The sequence below is a fragment of the Bacteroides luhongzhouii genome, assembly GCF_009193295.2.
Lineage (GTDB): Bacteria > Bacteroidota > Bacteroidia > Bacteroidales > Bacteroidaceae > Bacteroides > Bacteroides luhongzhouii.
Window position 1 is genome coordinate 2,397,751 of sequence record NZ_CP059973.1, and the last position, 23,750, is coordinate 2,421,500.

Genomic DNA, 23,750 nt, shown 5'->3' on the forward strand with positions numbered 1-23,750 from the left:
CGTACATTTGCACCTTGATAAAGTTTAAGAGTATGTTGACGAAAGTAATTGAACAAGCCAAAATAGACCATTTCACCAAATGGTTTGAACGAGCTGACAAAATAGTAATTGTATCTCATGTTTCTCCTGACGGCGACGCTATCGGTTCTTCACTGGGATTATATCATTTCCTGGATTCACAGGAAAAAACAGTAAACGTAATTGTGCCGAATGCCTTTCCCGATTTCCTGCGATGGATGCCGGGCAGCAAGGACATTCTTTTGTATGACCGTTACAAAGATTTTGCCGATAAGTTGATAGCCGAAGCTGACGTAATCTGTTGTCTCGACTTCAATGCACTGAAGCGTATTGACGATATGGCAGATGCTGTGGCTGCATCTCCTGCACGTAAAATCATGATCGATCATCACCTGTATCCCGAAGATTTCTGTAAGATTATAATGTCTTATCCTAAGATTTCCTCTACTTCCGAATTGATATTCCGGCTGATTTGTCGTATGGGATATTTCAGTGATATCTCGAAGGAAGGCGCAGAATGTATCTACACAGGCATGATGACAGATACAGGAGGATTCACTTATAATTCAAATAACCGGGAAATTTATTTTATTATCAGCGAACTGCTTTCTAAAGGAATCGATAAGGATGATATTTACCGTAAGGTGTATAATACCTATTCGGAGAGCCGTTTGCGTTTGATGGGTTATGTACTGTCGAACATGACTGTTTACTCAGATTGCAACTCGGCATTAATCACATTGACAAAAGCCGAGCAAAGTAAGTTCAACTATATAAAAGGTGATAGCGAAGGCTTTGTGAACATTCCCCTTTCTATCAAGAATGTCTGTTTCTCCTGCTTCTTGCGGGAAGATACAGAGAAGCCGATGATTAAAATCTCCCTTCGTTCGGTAGGAACCTTTCCATGTAATCAGTTAGCAGCTGAGTTTTTCAACGGTGGCGGACATTTGAACGCTTCGGGCGGTGAGTTTTTCGGAACGATGGAAGAGGCAAAAGCAGTCTTTGAGAAAGCGCTTGAGAAGTATAAACCTTTGCTAACAGCAAAAAGCTAAAGATGGAAGGTTAAAAGTGAATATGGAAAGGTTAAAAGATACGAACTTTCAACTTCCCCTTTTCAACTTTTAATGATTTTGAGATACATTTGTACGGAATATAGCTAAATAACAGATAATGAAGAAACTTGTATTTTTATTTCTCTCTTTGTTAACCGCCGGAAGTCTGTTCCAGGCATGCGACAATTCGAAGACTTATGCAGAAATGCTGGAAGACGAGAAAAATGCGGTGAATAAGTTCATCAAAGATAATGATATCCGTGTCATTTCATTGGAAGAGTTCGAACGGGATACTGTTACAGCTTCGAAAGAAGCAGGAAATGAATATGACGAATACGTTGCTTTCTCCAATGGTGTATATATGCAGATTGTAGATCGTGGAGGAAAAGAGAAAGATAAGGATGGAGTTGAATTTATTAACAAGGTAGATACTTTTGCTAATAATAACATCATTTGTACTCGTTATGTAGAAAAGGATATGATGACAGGAGAGGTTACTTGTTTCAATGTACCTTTGGAAGAATGGATGGATGTTCCTGATTATTATAAGTTTCCATTAACATTCCGTTATGTACAAAACGCGTCTACTGTTTATGGAATCGTTTTATCCGGTAGTTTGGATTACGATTTATTATGGAATAGTAATGGCTATGGAACCGCAATTCCATCCGGATGGCTGATTGCCTTACCTTATTTGCGTAATAATGCCCATGTACGCTTGATTGTACCTTCTAAGATGGGACATACGACTGCACAACAATATGTCAATCCTTATTTCTATGATATCCGGAAGTTTGAGAAAGCAAAAAGCTAAAGCACTAACATTAGATAAATCTTTTAGTTAAAAACCTATGACTCTAATCAAATCTATCTCTGGAATCCGCGGAACCATCGGCGGAGGAGCGGGGGAAGGACTGAACCCGCTTGACATTGTAAAATTCACCTCAGCTTATGCTACTTTGATTCGTAAGACCTGCAAAGTGAAGAGCAACAAGATTGTTGTGGGGCGCGATGCCCGCATTTCGGGTGAAATGGTAAAAAACGTAGTAGTCGGCACATTAATGGGGATGGGTTGGGATGTAGTAGATATCGATCTTGCTTCTACCCCGACCACAGAACTTGCTGTGACGATGGAAGGCGCCTGTGGCGGTATTATCCTGACAGCTTCTCATAACCCGAAACAGTGGAATGCACTGAAATTGCTGAATGAACATGGTGAATTTCTGAATGCAGCCGAAGGCAACGAAGTACTTCGTATTGCTGAAGCTGAAGAGTTTGACTATGCCGATGTCGATCACTTGGGATCTTACCGCAAAGACCTGACTTATAATCAGAAACATATCGACAGTGTATTGGCTCTTGACCTGGTGGATGTAGAAGCTATCAAGAAAGCCAATTTCCGTGTAGCGATTGACTGTGTGAACTCTGTAGGCGGTATCATTCTTCCTGAACTTCTTGAACGTTTGGGGGTGAAACATGTAGAAAAACTCTACTGTGAACCTACCGGAAATTTCCAACACAACCCTGAACCGCTTGAAAAGAATCTCGGTGACATCATGAACCTGATGAAAGGGGGCAAAGCAGATGTAGCATTCGTTGTAGACCCAGACGTTGACCGCTTGGCAATGATCTGCGAAAATGGTGTAATGTACGGTGAGGAATATACACTGGTTACTGTGGCTGACTATGTACTGAAACATACTCCGGGGAATACAGTTTCTAATTTGAGTTCTACCCGTGCCCTGCGTGACGTAACCCGCAAATATGGTATGGAATACAGTGCTTCTGCTGTAGGTGAAGTAAACGTTGTAACGAAGATGAAAGCAACCAATGCCGTTATCGGTGGTGAAGGAAATGGTGGAGTGATCTATCCTGCCAGCCACTATGGCCGTGATGCATTGGTAGGTATTGCTTTATTCCTTAGTCACCTGGCTCATGAAGGAAAGAAAGTTAGCGAGCTTCGTGCCACTTATCCTCCTTACTTCATAGCTAAGAACCGTGTCGACCTGACTCCGGAAATCGATGTAGATGCTATCCTTGCAAAAGTGAAGGAAATCTATAAGAATGAAGAAATCAATGATATCGACGGTGTGAAGATTGACTTTGCTGACAAATGGGTACACTTACGTAAAAGTAATACAGAGCCGATCATCCGCGTATATAGCGAAGCTTCTACCATGGAGGCTGCTGAGGAAATCGGTCAGAAGATAATGGATGTGATTAATGAATTAGCCAAGAAATAACAATTCATTAACATCATCGGAAAAATAATAAAGGGAGAGCTTCACAGTCAAGCTCTCCCTTTATTTATTATCCATCTGACAGGCAATTGCTGGTTCTGTTTAATTTTTTTTTGGTGTGTGTTTGAATAACCATACTTAAAATGATTTGTTTTGGTTATGAATCAAAATTGTGGTAGTTTGATCCATTTAAAAAAATGTTTTTGACCTTCACAAGTGTCACAGGCTCATAAGTTATAGTGTGACAGGTGTTTACTGTGATTTAAGCTTCTCTTTTTAATCCTTCACATGTTTCACACTGCGTCCCTTACTTTTTGAGAAAGAAGCCTAAGTTAAAACAAAAGATTAGATGTGTTTTTCGTATGGGAGGATATCAGAAGACGAATATGCTTGAATATTGGATTGAAATAGCCTACATAGATATTGGCCGAATGGAGTTGACCATTCAGCCAACTGTAGTCGTCTAAGCAGCCAACTATATTTGACCAAGTAGCCGACTTGAGTTGTCTATCAATAGAATATCAAAGTTGTCATATAGAGCCGACATTATATAGTGTTAAACCATATACCTTATTTACGGTTATGGTTTGATTCCGTACCGGCATGAATTTATTTTAATTTTAAGAATGTGATTGCCCTAAATCAAATCCCCCAAGTTTTCGAACTGATCCTAATTGCTTTCTCGTTTCCGGTAGCCGTATTTGTAAAGCAAGAAAGCATTTGCCGCACCGTCAATGAGCTACTACACAGTGCTTCTGTTCTGATTTTCTTTCTTTATTTTGCCACTTTCTGCTTCTAACCTTTTGGGCAGAATGAAAGGAGTATGCGGTTGTAAGTTACTTTTCTGCTTTATTTTGGCATTATTTATATTAATTCACTATATTTGCTTCGGATTATTTTGATAAATAGATGTTTGCTTCCTTCATTTCGGTGGTATAATTAGAGATTACATTGATAATGCAAAAGATTATGGCGAAAGATTTGATATATTTCTCAAGGAGCCTGATATTTATCCGGAAATATGTAAATGTGACACAGGTAGGACTAGCTGAAAAGTTAGGAATTAAGGCGAATACAATTTCCAATTATGAGAAAAAAGTGACGGCTTCGGACTTCGGGTTGCTTGTAAAACTATGTAATTTTTTTGTTTTCCTACCGATATGATGCTGAATACTTTGCTCTCTCCCGCCGATTGGGAAGCGCAGCCGGACTGGTTGAAAAATATCCGCCGGAACTTTAATTTAAATGATAGTGATGCACCGTAAATTGCTTTAGAGGCAGTTTCCCAATGGATAGTGAGCATATTTAACCAATGGTTGCTCAATGGTTGCTCGAACTGTTCGAATACGAAGATGAGAAAATAATGGAATTGGACCGTCATATCGGATGGTTGGAATATAAGATCGAATTACTACTCCAGAAGGAGGGGAAAAAACGATTTGTAATATAAAGAAAGTACGATGAAAATACATCTGATTTTATTTTTTATAACACTGGCTGTCTCATTGACTGTCCGTGCAGATAAAGAGAACGAAAACTATTTTTTCCGGACCGTGAATTATCAGCAAGGACTCTCCAATAGTGCCGTATTAAGTATTTTCCAAGATAACGAAGGATTGATGTGGTTTGGAACGTATGACGGTGCGAATTGTTATGACGGAGAAAACATGGAAGTATTCCGCTCCGACTTTTCCGAGCAGAAAACATTGAGCAATAATATTGTGCACTCTATTCAACAGGCGGATAGCAGTTGCTTGTGGATGACCACGCATTCGGGAGCCAACCGCTTTTCAAAAGACTCTCGGCAGATCATTAACAATTACGATTTCGGAGGAGACTTTGTCATTCATTCCAATCAGAAAGGGAATACTTGGGTGTTGGGCTACGGATGGATTTCTTATTATAATACGTTTCACCATCGTTTTGTTAACATTCCGATGCCGGACATCCATATGCTGAAAGTCGATGTCAGGGCGTTTGTCACTGATGAAGGTGATTTGTATCTTTTCCCCTATGAAAGTGGTGACCTGTATCGTTTCTCATTGAGCGCTTTCGATCAGGATACTCTGTCCACCCAACTTACCACCGTTCCTTCCCATTTTCATCAGAAGCGGATAGAATATGTATGCTACCAGAATGGCGTGTTTTGCTTTTATGACTCCGACTATGATCTTTTCGTGTACGATATTTCAAGAAAGTCCAAGATTTATATTCGGAATATTGGTGAACTGGTTCGGAAGTATGGGCTTATCACCGGCATTGTGCCTTTTTATGAAGACATTATTTTAGCTTTCCATACCAACGGACTGATGCGTTTGTGTCTTTCCCAGCGATATGCGGAAGAAGTGATTGACCGGAATATGCGGATTTTTGGCATCTATAATGATCCCCGGCAGGGAGTTTTGTGGGTGGGAACCGATGGGCAAGGAGCGGTGATGTATTCGCGGAAATACACCATTGCCACCAATCTGATGTTGAGCAGCTTCTCTCCCAATTTAACTCGGCAGGTAAGGGCAATTATGACGGATAAACAGGGCGGCCTTTGGGTGGGAACCAAAGGAAACGGTCTGCTTCATGTGAAAAATTATCGTGACGGAGTGCGGGCGTCCGATGTAGAGGTCTATTCGTTGGACGGAAAACAGCCTGCGGTATCTTACGTGAGGCCGGAACGAGAATTGCGAATCTATGCTATGCGGGAGAGCCGTTATAGAAACGGATTCTGGGTGGGAGCCGCTTCTCCGGGTTTGTGTTATTATTCATTCGGCGACGGTCAACTTCATTCTTTGGCGGGAACTGATGCCGGAGTTCCGGTGGAGGGCGGTAATGAAGTACATTCCATCGTTGAAGAGAATGACAGTGTACTCTATCTTGCCACTTCGGGCGAAGGGCTTTGTAAGGTAGTGCTCGACAACGGGCATGGACAGCTTCGGATAAAGTCATTGAAACATTACAAATTCTACTACGAGCAACAGGAACTTAATCTCTATTATAGTATGGTGCCCCAAGGAGATTCCTTGCTGTGGCTGGGCAGTCAGCAGAGGGGATTGGTGCGTTTCAACCGGAAGACGGAAGAATATCAAGTCTTCTCTTTGAGCGAGATGCTGCACAAATCCGTGGATGATGTGCTGTGTTTACATTGGCGTCGTGGAGAGTTGTGGGTAGGCACTACTGCCGGTCTGGTGCGTGTCACTTTCAAGGAGAACAGGTTGGAACCCGTTCATGTCGGACGCGAGCAAGGATTGCTCAACGATATGATACACAGTATTTTGGAAGATGCCAACGGGCTTCTTTGGCTGGGGACGAACCGCGGTCTTATCAAGTTCAATCCGGACAATTTCTTTTCGCACGCTTATTATTATAGTGGCGGCATACAAATCGGAGAATTTAGCGACGATGCCTATTATCGCTGTCCTTACACTGGAAATCTTTTTTTCGGAGGAATCGACGGGCTACTCTATATGAACAAGAATGTGCCTTCCGCTCCGGAATATTATCCGGAGGTTTTGTTGCGCAAGTTAGTGATTGAGAAAACATTCGTTAATTTACAGGATCACTATTTGCCGGACAGGAAAGGGTTGCAGATGAAAGGGGCGAAGGTGTCTTTTTCTCTTTCTTTTGTCGTGCCGGATTATACGAGTGACGGAGATGTAGAATACTCTTATATGCTTGAGGGGTATGATCGGGATTGGGGAGCATTTAGCAGTGTCAATGAGGCCTCTTATTTTAGTGTGCCTTCGGGCAATTATCTCTTTAAAGTGCGTTATAAGAAAGATGTGTTTGCTACCGAATACAAAACGTTTACTATTCCCATTTATATTCTTCCTCCTTGGTATAGGACGGTTTATGCATATATTGTTTATTTGTTGATCGGGCTTGTGCTCGCGGTATATGTTATTCACTTATTTCTCAAATATTTTCGTCATGAACGTATGATGCAGGAGTTGCTGGAGTGCGAAAGCCGTAACGCTTCATTAGTGGTAGATAGCTACAAGGAACGCGAGGTGCTCGATAACTGTACGCTCATTTACCAAGCTTGCGACCAGTTGAACGACAAGACACTTTCACCGGATCAGTATGCTGATAAAGTAGGTCAGATACGTGAGGCTGTTATGGCTTTGCTATTCGGGTGCGGGATTGGCGACGAGTGTTTTCGGCTATTGTCATCTCTACAATTCTTTGTTACAGGGCGACTGTCTCTTTCCCAGCTGGTGGAAGAAGTGCTTCAGATACTCGAAAAGGAAGGGCACAATGTCTCTTCCATCCGTCCGGATATTCCGGTGGATTTCACATTTCCTGTTTATAAGAATGCGTTGCGCTGTATTCTCTATTTCTGTGGTCTCTACTTGGCCGACAGGAATACCTGTGCGGTTTCGGTCAGTATGGAAGAAGACGAAAACCGGATGATGTTAACTTTCTTTTCTTCGGATGATACGGTAGAGGGGCTATATAAGATATTGACCGAACCGGAATTATTGCCGATGAAAGGGAAAGATTCGGATGACCGGTTCCGTATTCGGACGATGCAACGTTTTGTGTTTTCGGCATTGAAACAGCAGAACTGCACACTCCGTTGTGTGATGGATGAAGCATCGGGCGGTCACCGGCTGACGATCACTTTTGAACCGGTGACTATCGCCACGCAGGATGGGATGAAGAAAACCGTTTTATTGCTGGAAGACCGTGAAGAGATCGTATGGCTCATTAGTGCTTTGCTTTCCGATGAGTATGACGTTCGTCCAGTGCGAAGCGTGCAGCTGGCGTTTGATGAGATGCACACTTCACCCCCTGTCTTGTTTCTGGTGGATATGCAGATGTATGCGGATGTTGAAAGTACGTTTATGAAATATGTCGACAAGAACCGTTCACTACTTTCGAAGACTGCCTTTATTCCGATGTTGACTTGGAAGGTTAGTACAGCCATGCAACGGGAGCTGATTCAGTGGGCAGATTCTTATCTGGTTCTTCCTTATGACATACCGTTCTTGAAAGAAACCATTCAGAAGGTAATCTATGGTAAACGGGAGGCTAAACAGGTGTATTTGGAAGAGTTGGAAGGTTGGACGAACTCCATTGTTTGCACCACTGCCGAGCAAGCGGATTTCGTCCGGAAGTTTCTGCAAGTGGTTGAGCGGAATTTGGACCGGGAAGATCTGGGTTCTACGTTCATCGCAGAACAGATGCTGATGAGTTCTCGCCAATTTTGTCGGAAACTCAAAGAAATATCCGGAATGACTCCAAGTGATTTGATTAAAGACTACCGGATGGAAAAAGCTGTTCGTTTGCTGCAGAATAAAGAATTGTCTATACAAGATGTCATTTCTGATGTCGGCATTTCTAGCCGCGCTTATTTCTATAAAGAGTTCACGCGTAAGTTTGGCGTGACACCAAAGGTTTACAGGGAGACTCATTTGAAGAACGAAGAGTAAAATTTTTATTATTTGTACATACTGGCGAGTATGTTTGAACATAATGTTGCGGGCGATAAATTGATCTATGCTGAACTATGCTGTTTTCCTAATGTTACAAGTTGTACTCTCCTTTTTCGATTTAATTATGTATTGTGTTGATTATTAGGCTTCTGATTTGTACTCTAAATGACCGGATGTACTTCAAACAGACATTTTTTTCTTCCCTTTGTTTTTGGCGTGTAGGAGTATTTCATTTCTTTTTGAATCCCGTTATTTTGCTGTCGTACAATTATTACATTTGATAACCTTATTATTAATTTAAAACAAGTAGTATGAATTTGTTTGAAATGAAAAAACATCGCATCAGGTCTTTGTGGCTGCTGCTATTATTGCTTACGTGTAGTGTAACAATGCGTGCGCAGGGCGGTTCGGTCACAGGACGTATCTCGGATGAGAAAGGAGAAATGCTCATTGGAGTTAGTGTACAGGAGAAAGGAACGACGAACGGTACCATTACCGATACAAATGGGCAGTACACTTTAAAATTGTCAGCAGGGAATCCTGTTTTAGTAATCTCTTATATAGGATATAAACCACAGGAGGTTAAAGTTGGCAAACAGAAAGTGGTGGATATTGTTTTGGTAGAAGATGTATCGTCGCTGGATGAGGTGGTAGTGGTAGGTTACGGTAATCAACGTAAAGTGTCTGTTGTTGGTGCACAGTCTTCATTGGATGCTTCAGCTATCAAAATGCCTGCTGCCAAATTATCTTCAGCTATTTCCGGACGTATTGCCGGTGTAGTTGCTGTGCAGCGCAGTGGTGAACCGGGACATGACGAGTCGGATATCTGGATTCGTGGTATTTCTACATTAGTTAAAAATGGGCAGAGTTCTAGTCCGTTGGTACTTGTGGACGGTGTAGAACGTAGTTTCAATAATATTGATCCGGAAGACATTGAATCATTTACTGTGTTGAAAGATGCTTCTGCTACTGCCGTGTATGGTGTGCGTGGTGCTAATGGTGTGGTAATTGTAAAGACAAAACCCGGACACATCAGTAAACCGACATTTAGCGTGGATTATTATGAAAGTCTCACCCGCATGACTAAAAAGGTGGATATGGCCGATGCTTATACTTACATGGAAGCGCGCAACGAAGCACAAATGAATAAGAATAATACCATTGCTTATTCTCAAGCGTATATCGATGCTACGAAGAAATCGAACGGCTTGTTACCGAATGATAATCCTCGTTTGTATAATCCGTATCTGTATCCGGCCGTAGATTGGGCAAACGAATTATTCAACGATTGGGGACACAATCGCCGTGCCAACATCAATATTCGTGGTGGTGCGCCGAAGGCAAGCTATTATGCTTCATTGAGCTATTATGGCGAAAACGGTATGACACGTAACTTCAAGCTGGAGAATTATAATACGTCGATGAAGTATGAACGATACAACTTTACTTCAAACTTAAATTTGAAGCCTACAACAAAGACGGCTATTGACTTAGGATTTTTCGGCTATTTGGGACAGGGACACTATCCACAAAGCAGCGCTGCATCCTTATATGCCTCTTGTATGGATGTCAATCCGGTTATTTATCCGATGGTATTGCCCAATGGAATGATTCCGGGCATCAATACGCAGCAGAAATTCAATCCTTATGGTAAGTTGGCTCGTGGAGGTTATTATGATGAATTCAGCACTCAGTTGAACTCAAATGTACGTGTAAAGCAGGATTTGGACTTCTGGAAATGGAGCAAAGGACTTTCTGCTTCTGCAATGATAGCGTTCGACACCTATAATTCACGTCGTAGAAACTACAACCGTAGCGAACCAATGTATAAGTTTAAAGGAGCTACAGACGAAAACGGGCTTTGGATTGAAGATACCTTATTTGATGCAGAAACAGGGGAATATTTGTATGACGTATTGGGTGAAGCAGACGGAAACTTGACGCTTGACATTCCTACTCATTCGAGCAACCGCACCGTTTATACGGAGGCTTCTTTAAATTATGAACGCGATTTCGGTGCACATCGTGTAAGTGCTTTGTTGCTTTATAACCAGAAAATATACTGGGATTTAAATGCTTCTGATGTCATTGGAGGCATGGCTTACAAGCAGCGTGGTTTTGCCGGACGTGCTACCTATTCTTGGAATGACCGTTATTTTGCTGAATTCAATTTAGGTATTAATGGTTCGGAAAACTTCACCCCAGGTAATCGCTACGGTACTTTTCCCGCATTCGGTTTGGGTTGGGCAGTTTCTAATGAGCCATTTTGGGAATCGTTACGCAAATATATATCATTCTTGAAATTCCGTTATACACATGGTTGGGTAGGTAGTGATACGGCTACAGGACGTCGTTTTATGTATCAAGGTGTATTTGGAGGTTTACGTGGCACTTGGTTTGGTACCTCGCATAGTGGTGCCAGCGGTTATGGCGAAGAAAAGTATGGTGTGAATGTCACTTGGTCTAAATCATGCAAGCAGGATTTGGGTATCGATCTGAAATTACTAAACGACAACCTTTCATTTGTTATTGACTTCTTTAAGGAACGCCGTGATAATATCTTCTTACAGCGAAGCACTGTGCCGAGCTATGCAGGATGGATTGAGAATCCTTATGCCAATTTGGGGGTTGTAGAGAATAAGGGGGTTGAAATTGCGCTGGACTATACGCAGAAGATTGGTAAAAACGCCTTCCTTACCGTACGTGGTAATATGACCTTCAACAAAGATAAGATTATAGAAAACGATCAGCCGCCTGTAGACTATCCATGGATGGAAACTCGTGGAACAAACGTGAATGCTATTTGGGGATATATTGCTGATGGACTATTTACCAGTCAGGACGAGATTGACGACCATGCCAAACAGTTTGGTACGGTTCATGTGGGTGATATTAAATATCGCGACTTGAATGATGACGGTGTGATTGACGATTACGATAAAACGGTAATTGGCCGTGGGGACGTTCCGAGAATTTATTACGGATTCGGAGCAGATTTGCAAGTTGGTAACTTCTCTTTCAGTGCTTTGTTCCAAGGAAACGCACAGGCTGACCGCTATTTGGACGGCATTTCTATAAAACCATTCTGGGATGATGAAGGACGCGACAACGTATTTGCAAATATTACCGACCGTTGGAGTGCGGACAATCCTACTAATCAAGACGTGTTCTATCCTCGTTTATCAGTGGGTAGCGACGGTAACAACAATAACGTGAAGCCAAGTTCATGGTGGGTGAAAGATGTCAGTTTCTTGCGTTTGAAGCAAGTTAACATTTCATACACGCTGCCTAAGAAGTGGACAGATCCGCTGTTAATTAAGAACGCACAGATCTATCTAATGGGAACCAACCTGCTCACGTTCTCTAAGTTCAAATTGTGGGATCCGGAATTGAATACATCTAACGGTACGGCTTATCCTAACGTATCAAGTTATTCAATAGGTCTTAAGTTTAATTTTTAACCGAGTCTAAAAAGAAAAGTATGAAAACAGAAATAAGAAAATATGTTGCAGCAGCTTTGATTTGCTTGGGGATGTCGTCATGCAGCGATTTCTTTGAGACTATTCCGGGCAAGCAGTTCGGATTGGAAGAAACGTTTGCTTCAAAGCAACGCACAGAGCAATATCTGAATAATGTATACAGCTATATTCGTGAGGTGGGCGATGTGCTCCATGTGGACGCAAACATGAACGGAGCGATTTTTACCGAAGCGTCATTGGAAGGAGCCAACCGTTGGAACAAGACGTATGCAGAATGGACAACAGGAGCGGCTACTGCTTCTTATAGCCAGGCCAGCCGCTACTTTACAGACTATTATCAAGCGATTGCCAAAGCAAGCACCTTCATTCAGAACGTAGACAAATGTCAGGAAGTAGGTGCTTCCGTACGTGGACGTTGGAAAGAAGAGGCGCGTGTACTACGTGCTTACTATTATTTTGAGTTGCTTCGCATTTATGGCCCTGTACCTTTGATTGGCGAAGATCCGATACCTTTGGATGCTTCTAAAGAAGAATTGATTAAGGTGCGCAACTCAGTAGATGAATGTGTGGAGTTTATCGCTAATGAATTGCAAAAGGCTATTGATTCAGGCGATCTGCCGAACCGAGTTTCCAAAAATAACTTGGGACGTATGGACGTAGGTATCTGCAAGGCTTTGAAAGCTAAGTTATATTTATATTGGGCAAGCCCGCTGTTTAATGGAAACACAGATATGGCATCTGTCAAAAACTTAGATGGCAAACAACTTTTCCCGCAGACGGAGGATCCCACTAAATGGAATAAAGCCAACGAAGCTTATAAAGAGTTCTTCAACTTCGCCATTTCGCAGAACTACGGGCTGACGAAAGTATATACGAATGGTAAGCTCGACCCCTACAAGTCCTGTCGTGCTATTGCTGCTTTCTATACGAAGAACTATGATGTCATCTTCAACGAACTGATTATGGTAAAATTGCGCGACCAATGGGACTACACTTACTGGACTTGTCCTAAGTTCTCAGGTTTCGAAGACACTAGTGTGAGCGGTGGTGGAGGTTATTATACTACACAAGAAACAGTGGATATGTTCTTTACAAAGAATGGGCTGACAATAGACCGTGACCCCTCTTATAACAAATTTGAAGGAGTACCTTCTGCTGGTAACTTTACTTCCGGACAGTGTTATGACGAGAATGATACCGAATTGAAATATTTCGATGCAGACAATTCGTATGTATTGAAACAGTGGAAAGACCGTGAGGCACGTTTCTATGTAAATGTCACTTACAATGGTTCTATCTGGCTGAACCATGGTAGTCAAAACGAAGAACATCGTACGGATTTTACAAATGGTGCACGTGGAACCTGCGGTAAATCGAAAGCTTCCGGTGACTGTCCCGACTCAGGCTACCTAATCCGTAAGGGAGCAAAAGCTACGGAAGATGACGGTTCTAAAATGTTCTCTCCCACGCTTCGTGTGGCTGATATGATTTTAGGATATGCTGAAACACTCTGTATGTGTGACGACTTGGAAGGCGCACTATTGCAATTGAACCAGATTCGTGAGCGTGCCGGTATCCCCGAATACTCATTCACTAATGAGGGCGGGAAAGTGTTTTGTCCGAAGACAAAGAATGACTTGCTCAACCGTATCCGTCGCGAACGTATTGTGGAGTTGGCGTTCGAGTGGAACCGTTTCTTCGACGTTCGTCGTTGGAAAGTGGCCGAAGGCAACAATGATCCCGATCACTGGATTTATCCCGAATATCACAAAGGTGGCGAGGGTGGTAATGTGTACGGTATGAATATGGATAAGGATTATCCGGACTTCTTTGCACGTACCCTGCTCGAAAATCGTGCCAACTTCTCAAAGAAACAATATTTCATGCCGATCCCTTACGATGACATCCGTCGTATCCCCGAATTGGTACAGAACTTAGGTTGGTAAATTTAATTGTTAAACACATTTTTAGAAGTAATGAATACAAAATATTGGAAAAATATGGCATTGGGGCTTTTGGTGTCGTTGACCATGAGTGGATGCTATGGCGAGGAAGACGGATATCAGATTCCTGACATTTATAAAGGAAGCTGGGAAAGCCCGAAAAATGGAGCTATGGTGGCAGGTTATGCACCCGCTCCGATTTCCGAGGCAAAGTATGATGCTTACCTGAACGAACTTTACATCACTTGGGACGGTAGCAACGATGCGTGGGAGAAGAAAAACGAGTATGTGGGAGCCGAAGTTGAGTTCGCTTCCCTGCTCACCGAAACAAAAGAGAAACGCGTGATGATTCCCAACATAGGCGATTTCGGTAACCTGACCGTGAAGAGAGACAACGGACTGCCGAATGCTACGCTGAACTTGAGTCGTTTCCGTACAGTAGTGGTTACTACCAAACACGGCGCACGTGATTGCCGTTTCCGCTCTATCTACGTAGACAAAGAAGGAAACAAACAATACAGCGACTGGACAAATTTGAGCGAACACCTTGCCAATGCAGAGATGACGCTGAATATGAATTATATGGCTTGGAAAGAGTTTCGAGAACGTCAGAGCAATCCGCTGAAAATACATTTTGAAAGCAACTCGAATTTACGTACTGTAGAATGGCTGTACAACAGATATAGTGGTGCGGACGCAACGCAGGAAGAGTTCCGCAAATGGTATTATATGGACTGTGCTACCATGTCGTTCGAGCCTCACAACATTGCTTGCGACCCTTACGAAAATTTGACTTTCATGATTAAGAAAGAACAGACTGGAGGGGCTTATGCCTTCGACTATCCAAGCCATAATGAAGGACGTGGTATTGTTTATCCGGCATCGGAAAACAATTTGACCAGCGACGCTTGGTGGTTACTACCCGATATGCAGGCTGTAGTGATGCACGAAATGGGGCACTGTGTAGAATGGATGCCCCACAAAGGACATTATGAGAAGAAGGGTGAAGATTGCGATAAGCAGGGATATCAGGAAGGGTGGCCGGATGCAGTGAAAATCTCCAACGGCGGATTCTTCGGACTCGCCACGGAAGGTCAGATTAATGAATACAAAGCTGCGATTGAGAAACCGTATAAAGACCCGCAGGATAACAAGGTTTATGTTTGGCAGATTGATTATAACACCTCTGGCGCTTTCATGAGCTGGCTGCGAATTTATAACGGTGACTTTGTGCGCATGCTGCCATGGACTGTTAAGATGGATGCACTGACTAACGACTGGAGTTTGGAGTATGCAGTGAAATATATCCTGAAAGAAAGCTATCCTGACATGTCTATGGAAGACTTATGGAATGAATATGTGGCTGAAGTAAAGAAATTCTTGAACAATCATCAATAAACATAAACATGAATAAATTATCATATATATACGGTGTATTGTGTATGTTCCTTTTGTGGGGATGCAACACTATTGATTTGAGTGACGTAGGATATGGCGAGAGTGATCGGTTGAAGTCATCGGATGTGAAAGAAGTACTTTATAATGCGTCGGAGGGTTGTTGGATGACTGAATGTGAGGGACGTGAATTCTTCTTTCAGTTTAGCAAGGACGGAACGGTAATTCTTGATTCCGATTTCTTGGAACAAGCAATAGAAGTGAAGACTGCTTTTGCAACAAGTGGTAAAGCGGTAGAGTTGACCATTGATAAATGTAATGTTCATTTTCAGAACTTAAGTCCGGAATATGTGGATACGAAATTTATTATCACTGAAGTTCCGGCAGTAGACGTTACTAGAGCAGAGGAAAGCACTAAACTGATATTGGTCGGTGTGGCTACCGGCAGAAAGATGGAGTTGCATACGGTGGCGAAAAGTTATATAGAGACTAAAGTGGCACCTAAAGCGGAGTTTACAGAATTATTTGCCAAGAACCTATTGGATAATCAAGTGATTTGTGATGCTTCCGGCAATCTGATCGGCTATTATGGTTTGGCATTGGCTGGTGTTTCAGATGTTTCTGTGAAGATTGTTACGCTTGAAAATAAGAGTGGAAATGATGTGAACGGGCATACGCAATATTACGAATCAATGCTGATAAAAGAGGGAAAAGTATTTAAATTAAAAACTCCGGTGGAAGGAATCAAGGCATTGGATGGAAATACTTATGCGTTTAAAGCCATAGATTGTAGTGGCGAAACGGTGGTTGTTGAAGGAATGTCCGGTGTGACATTCATTTCGAACAAGGATGCTGTAACTGATTTTGATTATGTGACGGCAGGCAAAGAATTTTCGTTCTGTAAGGAGCAGAATAAGGGTGCTGCCTGTGATGAAATCTGGGAATGCACAAAAGGTTCTTTCACAGATGGCGGCACTATAGCGGACATCAACCTCATGAAATATGACTTTGGATGGAAAAATGCGGATTGCACGCAGCGTCCGTTGGTCATTTGGTCATGGTGGTTTGCAAACCTTGCTTTTAGAAGTAGTGAACCGGGAGCTAATATCCGGGTGAACAATGTGGATAAAGATTGGATACGCTTCACTAATTTGTCGGGTGAGGGTGAAACTTGCGGTAATACGATGAGCCCTCAACAGGTAAAAGATATGAATGCATACACCAAACCTTTGTTAGATACTTGGTTTAACGAGAAAGGACTGTTTGTGGTCCGTTATGACCGCTTGAAGGTAGCTGGTGATAATAAATTCTACATTTACTTGTTGTGTCTGGATACAGATGCTACCGAGAACGGTGGTATGTGGATGAAGATGCAGAGAAAGGAAGAATAATAAAACTAACTTTTTTAGATTGTGAGAACAGCGAAATACATACTTTGCCTTATCGTTTTTGCCACCCTCTGCGGAAATGGTGTAGGGATGGCAGCCGATAAACACTTGTCTCGTTATGTCAATCCGTTCATCGGAGCAAGTACCAGTATGGAATTGGCCGGAAGTTATCATGGTTTGGGAAAGACTTTTCCGGGAGCAACCACCCCTTTTGGGGTGGTTCAGGTAAGTCCTCAGACGATAACTGGAGGCGACCATGCACCGGGCTACAGCGATGAACACCGAACGATAGAGGGGTTTGCCTTTACACAAATGAGCGGAGTGGGTTGGTATGGTGACTTGGGCAATCTGCTGACCATGCCCACTACTGGTAGGTTACAGGTCATAGCCGGTCGTGAAGACGGCTCCATACAGGGGTATCGCTCGGCTTACGATAAAGCGACGGAAAAGGCTTCGGTTGGATATTACAGTGTGGCTTTGACCGACTATAATATTAAAGTGGAAACTACAGCCGCTCCGCATTGCGGTATGCTTCGGTTCACTTATCCTGAACATAATCAGTCGCGCATACAGATAGACTTGGCGCGGCGTGTAGGTGGTACTTCTGTGGCTCAATATGTACAGGTAAAAGATGAACATACCATCTGCGGATGGATGAAGTGTACACCCGAAGGAGGTGGTTGGGGGGACGGCTGGGGACAAGCCAACTACACCGTTTACTTTTATGTCGTGTTCAGTAAACCGCTGAGGGACTACGGTTTTTGGAGTGCTGACATCCCCGACGGATGGAGCCGCAGAAACGGTGATGTGGTGAGCGTACCTTATCTGACGCAGGTGTCGAAAGCTGTCGTTACCAAAGGCGGGCGTGAGATGGAAGGCAAGCACATCGGCTTCTTTACGGAGTTTATTACGCAGGCAGGCGAGGAAGTGACGATGAAGGTGGGTATTTCGTTTGTTGATATGGACGGTGCGGAACGCAACTACCGCAGCGAAATTGCTCAAAAAGACTTTAACCAAGTGCACAAAGAGGCTGTAGCAAGTTGGGACTGTCAGCTTTCGCGAATGGAAGTGAAAGGAGGAAGCGAGGATGAAAAGACAATATTCTATACGTCCCTCTATCACACCATGATCGATCCTCGTATTATAGCTGATGTAGACGGACGTTATACGGGAGGAGATGGAAAGGTGCATCGCAGTGAAAGCTTTGCCAAACGTACAATATTCAGCGGTTGGGATGTATTCCGTAGCCAATTCCCACTCCAGACTATTATCAACCCGCGTATGGTGAACGATGAAATCAACTCGTTGGTGTCGTTGGCCGAGGAGAGTGGACATGAATATTACGACCGTTGGGAGTTTCTGAATGCTTATAGTGGTTGTATGATTGGCAATCCGGCGATATCTGTATTGACGGATGCCTATCTGAAAGGTATCCGTCAATACGATGTGGAAAAGGCCTACCGCTATGCCCGCAACACTGCCGAACGTTTCGGCAATGGTGAGCGAGGATACTCGGTGATGAGCGTGTCGAAGACGTTGGAATATGCTTACTTTGATTGGTGCCTTGCACAGCTTGCCAAGGTCTTGGGACACGAAGACGATGCACAATTTTACAGCAAACGGGGGCAGAACTACCGTAATACGTTCAATCCGGAAGTGGGATGGTTTTACCCGCGTCAGGAAGACGGTGCATATGCCCCTTGGCGTGACGATGCGCGCACAGCCTACAGTTTCGGCTGCGAAGAGTCTAACTTGTATCAGCAGGGCTGGTTTGTTCCGCATGACGTTGACGGCATGGTGCAGCTCATGGGCGGCAAGGAGAAAGCATTGGCAGAGCTGACTGCGCTTTTCGACAAGGCTCCCGAGAGTATCCGCTGGAATGATTACTATAATCATGCCAATGAACCGGTGCATCTCGTACCTTTCCTGTTCAACCGCTTAAATGTTCCTTGGCTGACGCAGAAATGGACACGTCGCATCTGTGAGAATGCCTACCACAACTCGGTAGAAGGAATGGTGGGCAATGAGGATGTGGGACAGATGTCGGCATGGTATGTATTGGCGGCAGCCGGCATACATCCCTCTTGTCCGGCGACAACGCGCTATGAAATCACTAGCCCCGTATTCGACGAAGTGCGCATCCGGCTCGATAGTGATTACTTTAAAGGAAAAGAGTTTGTTGTCCGGACCCGCAACAATTCGAAGACGAACTGCTATATACAGCGTGCCCGTCTGAACGGTAAGGAGTATGATAAATGTTACATCGACTTTAAAGATATTGTGGCAGGCGGAACGCTCGAACTGATAATGGGAGATACGCCCGGAAACTCTTTAAAAAATAACTAAATAACCGATAACAAATTATTAATGTATAACTACAAAAAACAATGAGAGTCATGAAAAAACTTTTCGCACTTATCTGTTTGTGTATGGTTGCAGCACTGCATACCAATGCTCAGACCAAATCACTACACCAATTACAACAGGAGTTTGTAAATCTTCGTTGCGGTATGTTCATTCACTTTAACATGCCTACTTTCTTCAATGAAGATTGGCCGGATCCGGATGCTTCTCCTGAACTTTTCAACCCTAAAAAAATGGATTGCAAACAATGGGCAAAAGCTGCAAAATCTGCCAACATGACTTATGGCTGTTTGACCACTAAGCACCATAGCGGTTTCTGTATCTGGGATACCAAGACAACTGATTACAGCGTAATGAGCAGCCCTTTCAAACGTGATGTAGTAAAAGAATATGCAGATGCGTTCCGTGCCGAAGGATTGGAAGTAATGCTTTATTATTCTATCCTTGACACACACGCTCGTTTGCGTCCGAACTGTATTACACCGAAACATATTGAGATGATTAAAGGACAGCTCCGTGAACTGCTGACAAACTACGGAGAAATCAAAGCTATCATTATTGATGGTTGGGATGCACCTTGGTCGCGTATCTCCTATGATGATGTTCCTTTCGAGGATATCTATCGTCTGATTAAATCGATTCAGCCTAATTGTTTGGTGATGGATCTGAACGCTGCAAAATATCCTACTGAAGCTTTGTTCTACACGGATATCAAATCTTATGAACAAGGAGCCGGACAACACATCTCCAAGGAAACGAACCGCTTGCCTGCGTTGTCTTGCTTGCCTTTACAGCAGAATTGGTTCTGGAAAGAAAGTTTCCCGACTACTCCGGTGAAATCTCCGGCACAAATGGTAAACGATAATATTATTCCGATGGGAAAGGCATATTGCAACTTTATTCTGAACGTAGCTCCCAATAGAGACGGTCTGTTTGATGCCAACGCTTTGAAGGCATTGAAAGAAATCGGAAAGCTATGGAAGAATGACGGCTATGTGGCTGATGTGCCGGCATGTGACGCTCCCATTATTGCTTCTAACATAGCCAAATATCGTCCGGCAGAAGGTGCTTGGAGCAGTGACTACGCTATTTTTGATTTTGCAAACGATGACGATTTCGGTACTTGCTGGAACTGCAACGACAATGTGAAAGACCCTTGGTACTCGGTTACACTTGAACGTGAGAAACCTTTCAATATGATTGTCATTACTGATCGTAATAATGATCGTTTACAAGAATATAGCCTTGAATATCGCACAGGTAATACTTGGAAAACGCTGTTTGAAGGTAAAGCACCTACTTCTCAGCGTGTGAAGATTCATCGTTTCGATACTGTATGGGGAGATGCAGTACGCATGAAAGTACAAAAATCGAATGGTACTGCCTCAATTGCAGAGTTTGGTATATATTGCGAACGAAAATAATATTGTTGTAGTAAGCATTGTTTGAAATTTAAACTGAACACTGCTTTTCTTCGCTGTCTGGTACATGATTGTTTGAGTCTGGTGACTTCAGGGATTATGTACCAGACAGACAGGAGATAATAATGAAAAACTTATTAATGTATAATCAATAATTATGGCTATATTACGATTACCGGTTTTTCTTATAGCGTTATTTTTTATGTGTATGGTGTATGCTTCTCCATATAATATAGCACCACAAAGCCGGGTAAGTGCATCTTCCGTACTTGATGAATTTCACAAAGGGGAAAATGTGACTGATCGACAGATTCGCGTTATAGGAAAGGGAGAATGGGCTTCTAAAAGTGTAGAGACTTTCTGGGGAGCAATAGATTATCCTTGGATCCAATTGGATTGGGACCAAGAAGTGTATATTGATAAGGTGGTATTATACGATCGCCCGGAAGAGAAAACACATACAGCAAGCGGTATTCTTCATTTTAGTGATGGTAGTCGTATCAATGTTTGGGAAATCGCTAATGACGGTAGACCCAAAGTTGTCACATTTCCAGCAAGAAAAACTCGGTGGCTTCGTTTTGAGGTAACCGATGGAGATGGAGAACATCTTGGTTTGTCGGAGATAGAAGTTTATCCGGCTCCGGAAAATTATGAAGATTATGTTTCCTGGGTAGATCCTTACATCGAATCAGCTCGCGGACGATATTTCTTTTTTATCACAGGCAACCAGCCCTTTGGTATGATTGGAGCTGCACCTTTAACCCGCAATAAAAATCAATATGGAGGAGGATATAATTATAATTCTACGGAAGTACTGGGGTTTCCGCAAGTACATTGTTGGATGTTATCTGGACTGACTCTCATGCCAACCACCGGGCGAATTGATCCAACATTAGGAGAGCAGCATTGGAAATCACCATTTAGTCATGACGGAGAGGTGGTGCAGCCGGGATACCATCGTCTTTATTTAGAAAAATATGATACATGGGTAGAACAAACGGCGACAGACCGTGCCAGCTTTTATAGATTGACATATACCAAAGATTGCGAAGCGGATATTCTACTCAACTTGGGTGGGTATGTAGGGACATCTACGATGGTTAACGCTCAGGTAAAACGTAGTGGACCAAATGAAATTAGTGGATCTTTTGATACTATGGGACGTTTGTGGGGAGGTCCTGATGTGGTCAAAATATTCTTTGTTGCTCAATTCGATCGTCCTTTCAATGAATTAGACGGATGGGCAGGCACTGATTACAAACATGATATTAATGAAATACAAGGTACTATGGATAGCAAACCGCAGGTTGCAGGATGGTCTTATTATGACGCGTCTACATCTGGTGTTTCTGCTAAATATAAAATGGAAGCGGGGGATAGGTTGCAAGTTAAGATGGCTATCTCTTATGTCAGTGTAGATAATGCGAAAGAGAACCTGGAACAGGGTTGTGATCATTGGGATTTTGATCGTATTCGTCGGGAATCGCAGTTAGAATGGAATGAGTGGTTAGGTAAGATAGATGTAAAAGGAGGTACTGATGTACAGAAAAAGAAATTTTATACAGATTTGTGGCATACACTTTTGGGACGCCATAAAATAGACGATTTTAATGGAGAGTATCCGGATTATACACAGGGTGTGCGCCAAGGAACACATACTTTACAGGCTCAAATGACTGTGAAGCAGCTTAGGAAAGATAAGAACGGACAATCGATACATCATATGTATAATTCTGATGCATTTTGGTTAACTCAATGGAATCTTAATACACTTTGGGGAATAGCTTATCCGTCTGTTTTGGATGATTTTGCAGCTTCTCTTATCGAATATGATCTGAATGGTGATTTATTACCACGTGGACCTTGTGCCGGTGGATATTCTTACATAATGAGCGGCTGTCCTGCTACATCGCTTATTACAAGTGCATATCAGAGAAATATTACCCATAAATGGTCACCTAAAGTCGGTTATAAAGCGATGAAAAAAAATCATGCTAAAGGTGGTATGTTAGCGTTGGATATGGATAATGAATTAGACTTTTATGTGCAGTATGGCTATTGTCCGGATAATGCGGGATTGACTATACAATGGGCATTTGAAGATTGGGCTTTGAGTGAAATGGCTGACCGTATGGGAATGAAGAAAGATTATGCTTATTACCGTAAGCGTTCATCGGGCTGGTGGACTTCTTTTAATAACGAAAAGAAGTTGATTCTGCCGCGACGTAAAGACGGCACTTGGTTACATACTGATTTGACAAGTGGCAGCGGGTATATAGAAGCTAATGCATGGCAAGCTACATTCGGTATTTCACATGATATACCTCGTTTGGCGGAACTTATGGGAGGAAATGATAGCTTGTGTTCTATGCTGAATTATGCTTTTGAACAGGCTTCTTCCATGGATTTTGTATATGGTTATGGAAGTGGAACCGTTAGTTATGCCAATCAGCCGGGATGTTCTAATGCTCATGTCTTTTCTCATGTCGGAAAGCCGTGGATGACGCAATATTGGGTGCGTAGGGTGAAGGAACAAGCTTACGGAGCTGTTACTCCGGATAAAGGTTATGGCGGTCACGATGAAGATCAGGGACAGATGGGAGGCATAGGAGTTTTGATGGCAGTGGGATTATTCAGTCTTGACGGAGGTTCCCGGCAAAATCCGGTGTATGATATCACTAGTCCTATTTTTGACGAAGTGACAATACAACTGGATACTGCATATTACAAGGGGAGAACTTTCAAAATCAAGACATACAATAATTCTTCAACGAATTGTTACATACAGCGTGCCCGGTTGAATGGTAAAGAGTATAATTCTTATCAACTTCCTCATATGGTGTTGGCACAAGGGGGGATACTTGAATTGTGGCTGGGGGACACACCCAATATACAATGGGGAGTATTGTAGTGAAATATTAATGGAATTTGTTTAATTGGGGGTATTAATATGTTTGGAAATGCGTCTATTTGATAAAATAGATTGCATTTTCCGTATAAAAACGTATCTTTGTGTGAAGT

Annotated in this window: 13 protein-coding genes; all 13 read left to right on the forward strand. The window is 42.7% G+C overall.

Annotated elements, in window-relative coordinates:
- The first annotated feature begins 32 nt into the window (after nt 1-32).
- The 13 genes from GD631_RS08715 (at nt 33) to GD631_RS08775 (ending at nt 23,640) form a co-directional block, all read left to right on the forward strand.
- Complete coding sequence (locus tag GD631_RS08715; protein WP_143259080.1) at nt 33-1,070, forward strand: DHH family phosphoesterase; 1,038 nt, start codon at nt 33-35, stop codon at nt 1,068-1,070.
- Between the two features lie 118 nt (nt 1,071-1,188).
- A complete protein-coding gene (gene bamK, locus GD631_RS08720) occupies nt 1,189-1,884 on the forward strand; it encodes a BamK family beta-barrel-assembly machinery protein (protein ID WP_143259081.1) in 696 nt (231 codons plus the stop codon).
- Between the two features lie 37 nt (nt 1,885-1,921).
- Complete coding sequence (gene glmM / locus GD631_RS08725; protein ID WP_143259082.1) at nt 1,922-3,313, forward strand: phosphoglucosamine mutase; 1,392 nt, start codon at nt 1,922-1,924, stop codon at nt 3,311-3,313.
- Between the two features lie 966 nt (nt 3,314-4,279).
- On the forward strand, nt 4,280-4,474 hold the full coding sequence (locus GD631_RS22425) for a helix-turn-helix domain-containing protein (RefSeq protein WP_185911606.1): 195 nt from the start codon (nt 4,280-4,282) through the stop codon (nt 4,472-4,474).
- Nucleotides 4,475-4,622: 148 nt separating this feature from the next.
- A complete protein-coding gene (locus GD631_RS08735; protein ID WP_153260291.1) occupies nt 4,623-4,760 on the forward strand; it encodes a hypothetical protein in 138 nt (45 codons plus the stop codon).
- Between the two features lie 10 nt (nt 4,761-4,770).
- Nucleotides 4,771-8,736 carry a two-component regulator propeller domain-containing protein gene (locus tag GD631_RS08740; RefSeq protein WP_143259084.1) on the forward strand — a complete coding sequence of 1,322 codons (3,966 nt, stop codon included), beginning with the start codon at nt 4,771-4,773 and terminating at the stop codon, nt 8,734-8,736.
- A 314-nt stretch (nt 8,737-9,050) separates the two neighbouring features.
- Nucleotides 9,051-12,200 carry a SusC/RagA family TonB-linked outer membrane protein gene (locus tag GD631_RS08745; RefSeq protein WP_143259085.1) on the forward strand — a complete coding sequence of 1,050 codons (3,150 nt, stop codon included), beginning with the start codon at nt 9,051-9,053 and terminating at the stop codon, nt 12,198-12,200.
- 20 nt (nt 12,201-12,220) lie between these two features.
- On the forward strand, nt 12,221-14,164 hold the full coding sequence (locus GD631_RS08750) for a RagB/SusD family nutrient uptake outer membrane protein (protein ID WP_185911607.1): 1,944 nt from the start codon (nt 12,221-12,223) through the stop codon (nt 14,162-14,164).
- 30 nt (nt 14,165-14,194) lie between these two features.
- Nucleotides 14,195-15,559 (forward strand): hypothetical protein, encoded by a 1,365-nt coding sequence (locus GD631_RS08755; RefSeq protein WP_143259086.1) that lies wholly within the window; start codon nt 14,195-14,197, stop codon nt 15,557-15,559.
- A gap of 8 nt (nt 15,560-15,567) precedes the next feature.
- Entirely contained in the window at nt 15,568-16,947 is a 1,380-nt protein-coding gene (locus GD631_RS08760; protein ID WP_143259087.1) for a hypothetical protein, read from the forward strand.
- Between the two features lie 21 nt (nt 16,948-16,968).
- Nucleotides 16,969-19,290, forward strand: a complete 2,322-nt coding sequence (locus tag GD631_RS08765) for a GH92 family glycosyl hydrolase (RefSeq protein ID WP_255436132.1) — start codon at nt 16,969-16,971, stop codon at nt 19,288-19,290.
- A gap of 50 nt (nt 19,291-19,340) precedes the next feature.
- Entirely contained in the window at nt 19,341-20,732 is a 1,392-nt protein-coding gene (locus tag GD631_RS08770) for an alpha-L-fucosidase (RefSeq protein ID WP_143259088.1), read from the forward strand.
- 154 nt (nt 20,733-20,886) lie between these two features.
- Nucleotides 20,887-23,640 carry a GH92 family glycosyl hydrolase gene (locus GD631_RS08775; RefSeq protein WP_143259089.1) on the forward strand — a complete coding sequence of 918 codons (2,754 nt, stop codon included), beginning with the start codon at nt 20,887-20,889 and terminating at the stop codon, nt 23,638-23,640.
- Nucleotides 23,641-23,750 lie beyond the last annotated feature (110 nt).

Coding starts and splice junctions, on each gene's coding strand:
- bamK (WP_143259081.1), top strand. CDS start 1,189: ATGAAGAAACTTGTATTTTTATTTCTCTCTTTGTTAACCGCCGGAAGT.
- GD631_RS08755 (WP_143259086.1), top strand. CDS start 14,195: ATGAATACAAAATATTGGAAAAATATGGCATTGGGGCTTTTGGTGTCG.
- GD631_RS08715 (WP_143259080.1), top strand. CDS start 33: ATGTTGACGAAAGTAATTGAACAAGCCAAAATAGACCATTTCACCAAA.
- GD631_RS08775 (WP_143259089.1), top strand. CDS start 20,887: ATGGCTATATTACGATTACCGGTTTTTCTTATAGCGTTATTTTTTATG.
- GD631_RS22425 (WP_185911606.1), top strand. CDS start 4,280: ATGGCGAAAGATTTGATATATTTCTCAAGGAGCCTGATATTTATCCGG.
- glmM (WP_143259082.1), top strand. CDS start 1,922: ATGACTCTAATCAAATCTATCTCTGGAATCCGCGGAACCATCGGCGGA.
- GD631_RS08745 (WP_143259085.1), top strand. CDS start 9,051: ATGAATTTGTTTGAAATGAAAAAACATCGCATCAGGTCTTTGTGGCTG.
- GD631_RS08740 (WP_143259084.1), top strand. CDS start 4,771: ATGAAAATACATCTGATTTTATTTTTTATAACACTGGCTGTCTCATTG.
- GD631_RS08770 (WP_143259088.1), top strand. CDS start 19,341: ATGAAAAAACTTTTCGCACTTATCTGTTTGTGTATGGTTGCAGCACTG.
- GD631_RS08760 (WP_143259087.1), top strand. CDS start 15,568: ATGAATAAATTATCATATATATACGGTGTATTGTGTATGTTCCTTTTG.
- GD631_RS08735 (WP_153260291.1), top strand. CDS start 4,623: ATGGTTGCTCAATGGTTGCTCGAACTGTTCGAATACGAAGATGAGAAA.
- GD631_RS08750 (WP_185911607.1), top strand. CDS start 12,221: ATGAAAACAGAAATAAGAAAATATGTTGCAGCAGCTTTGATTTGCTTG.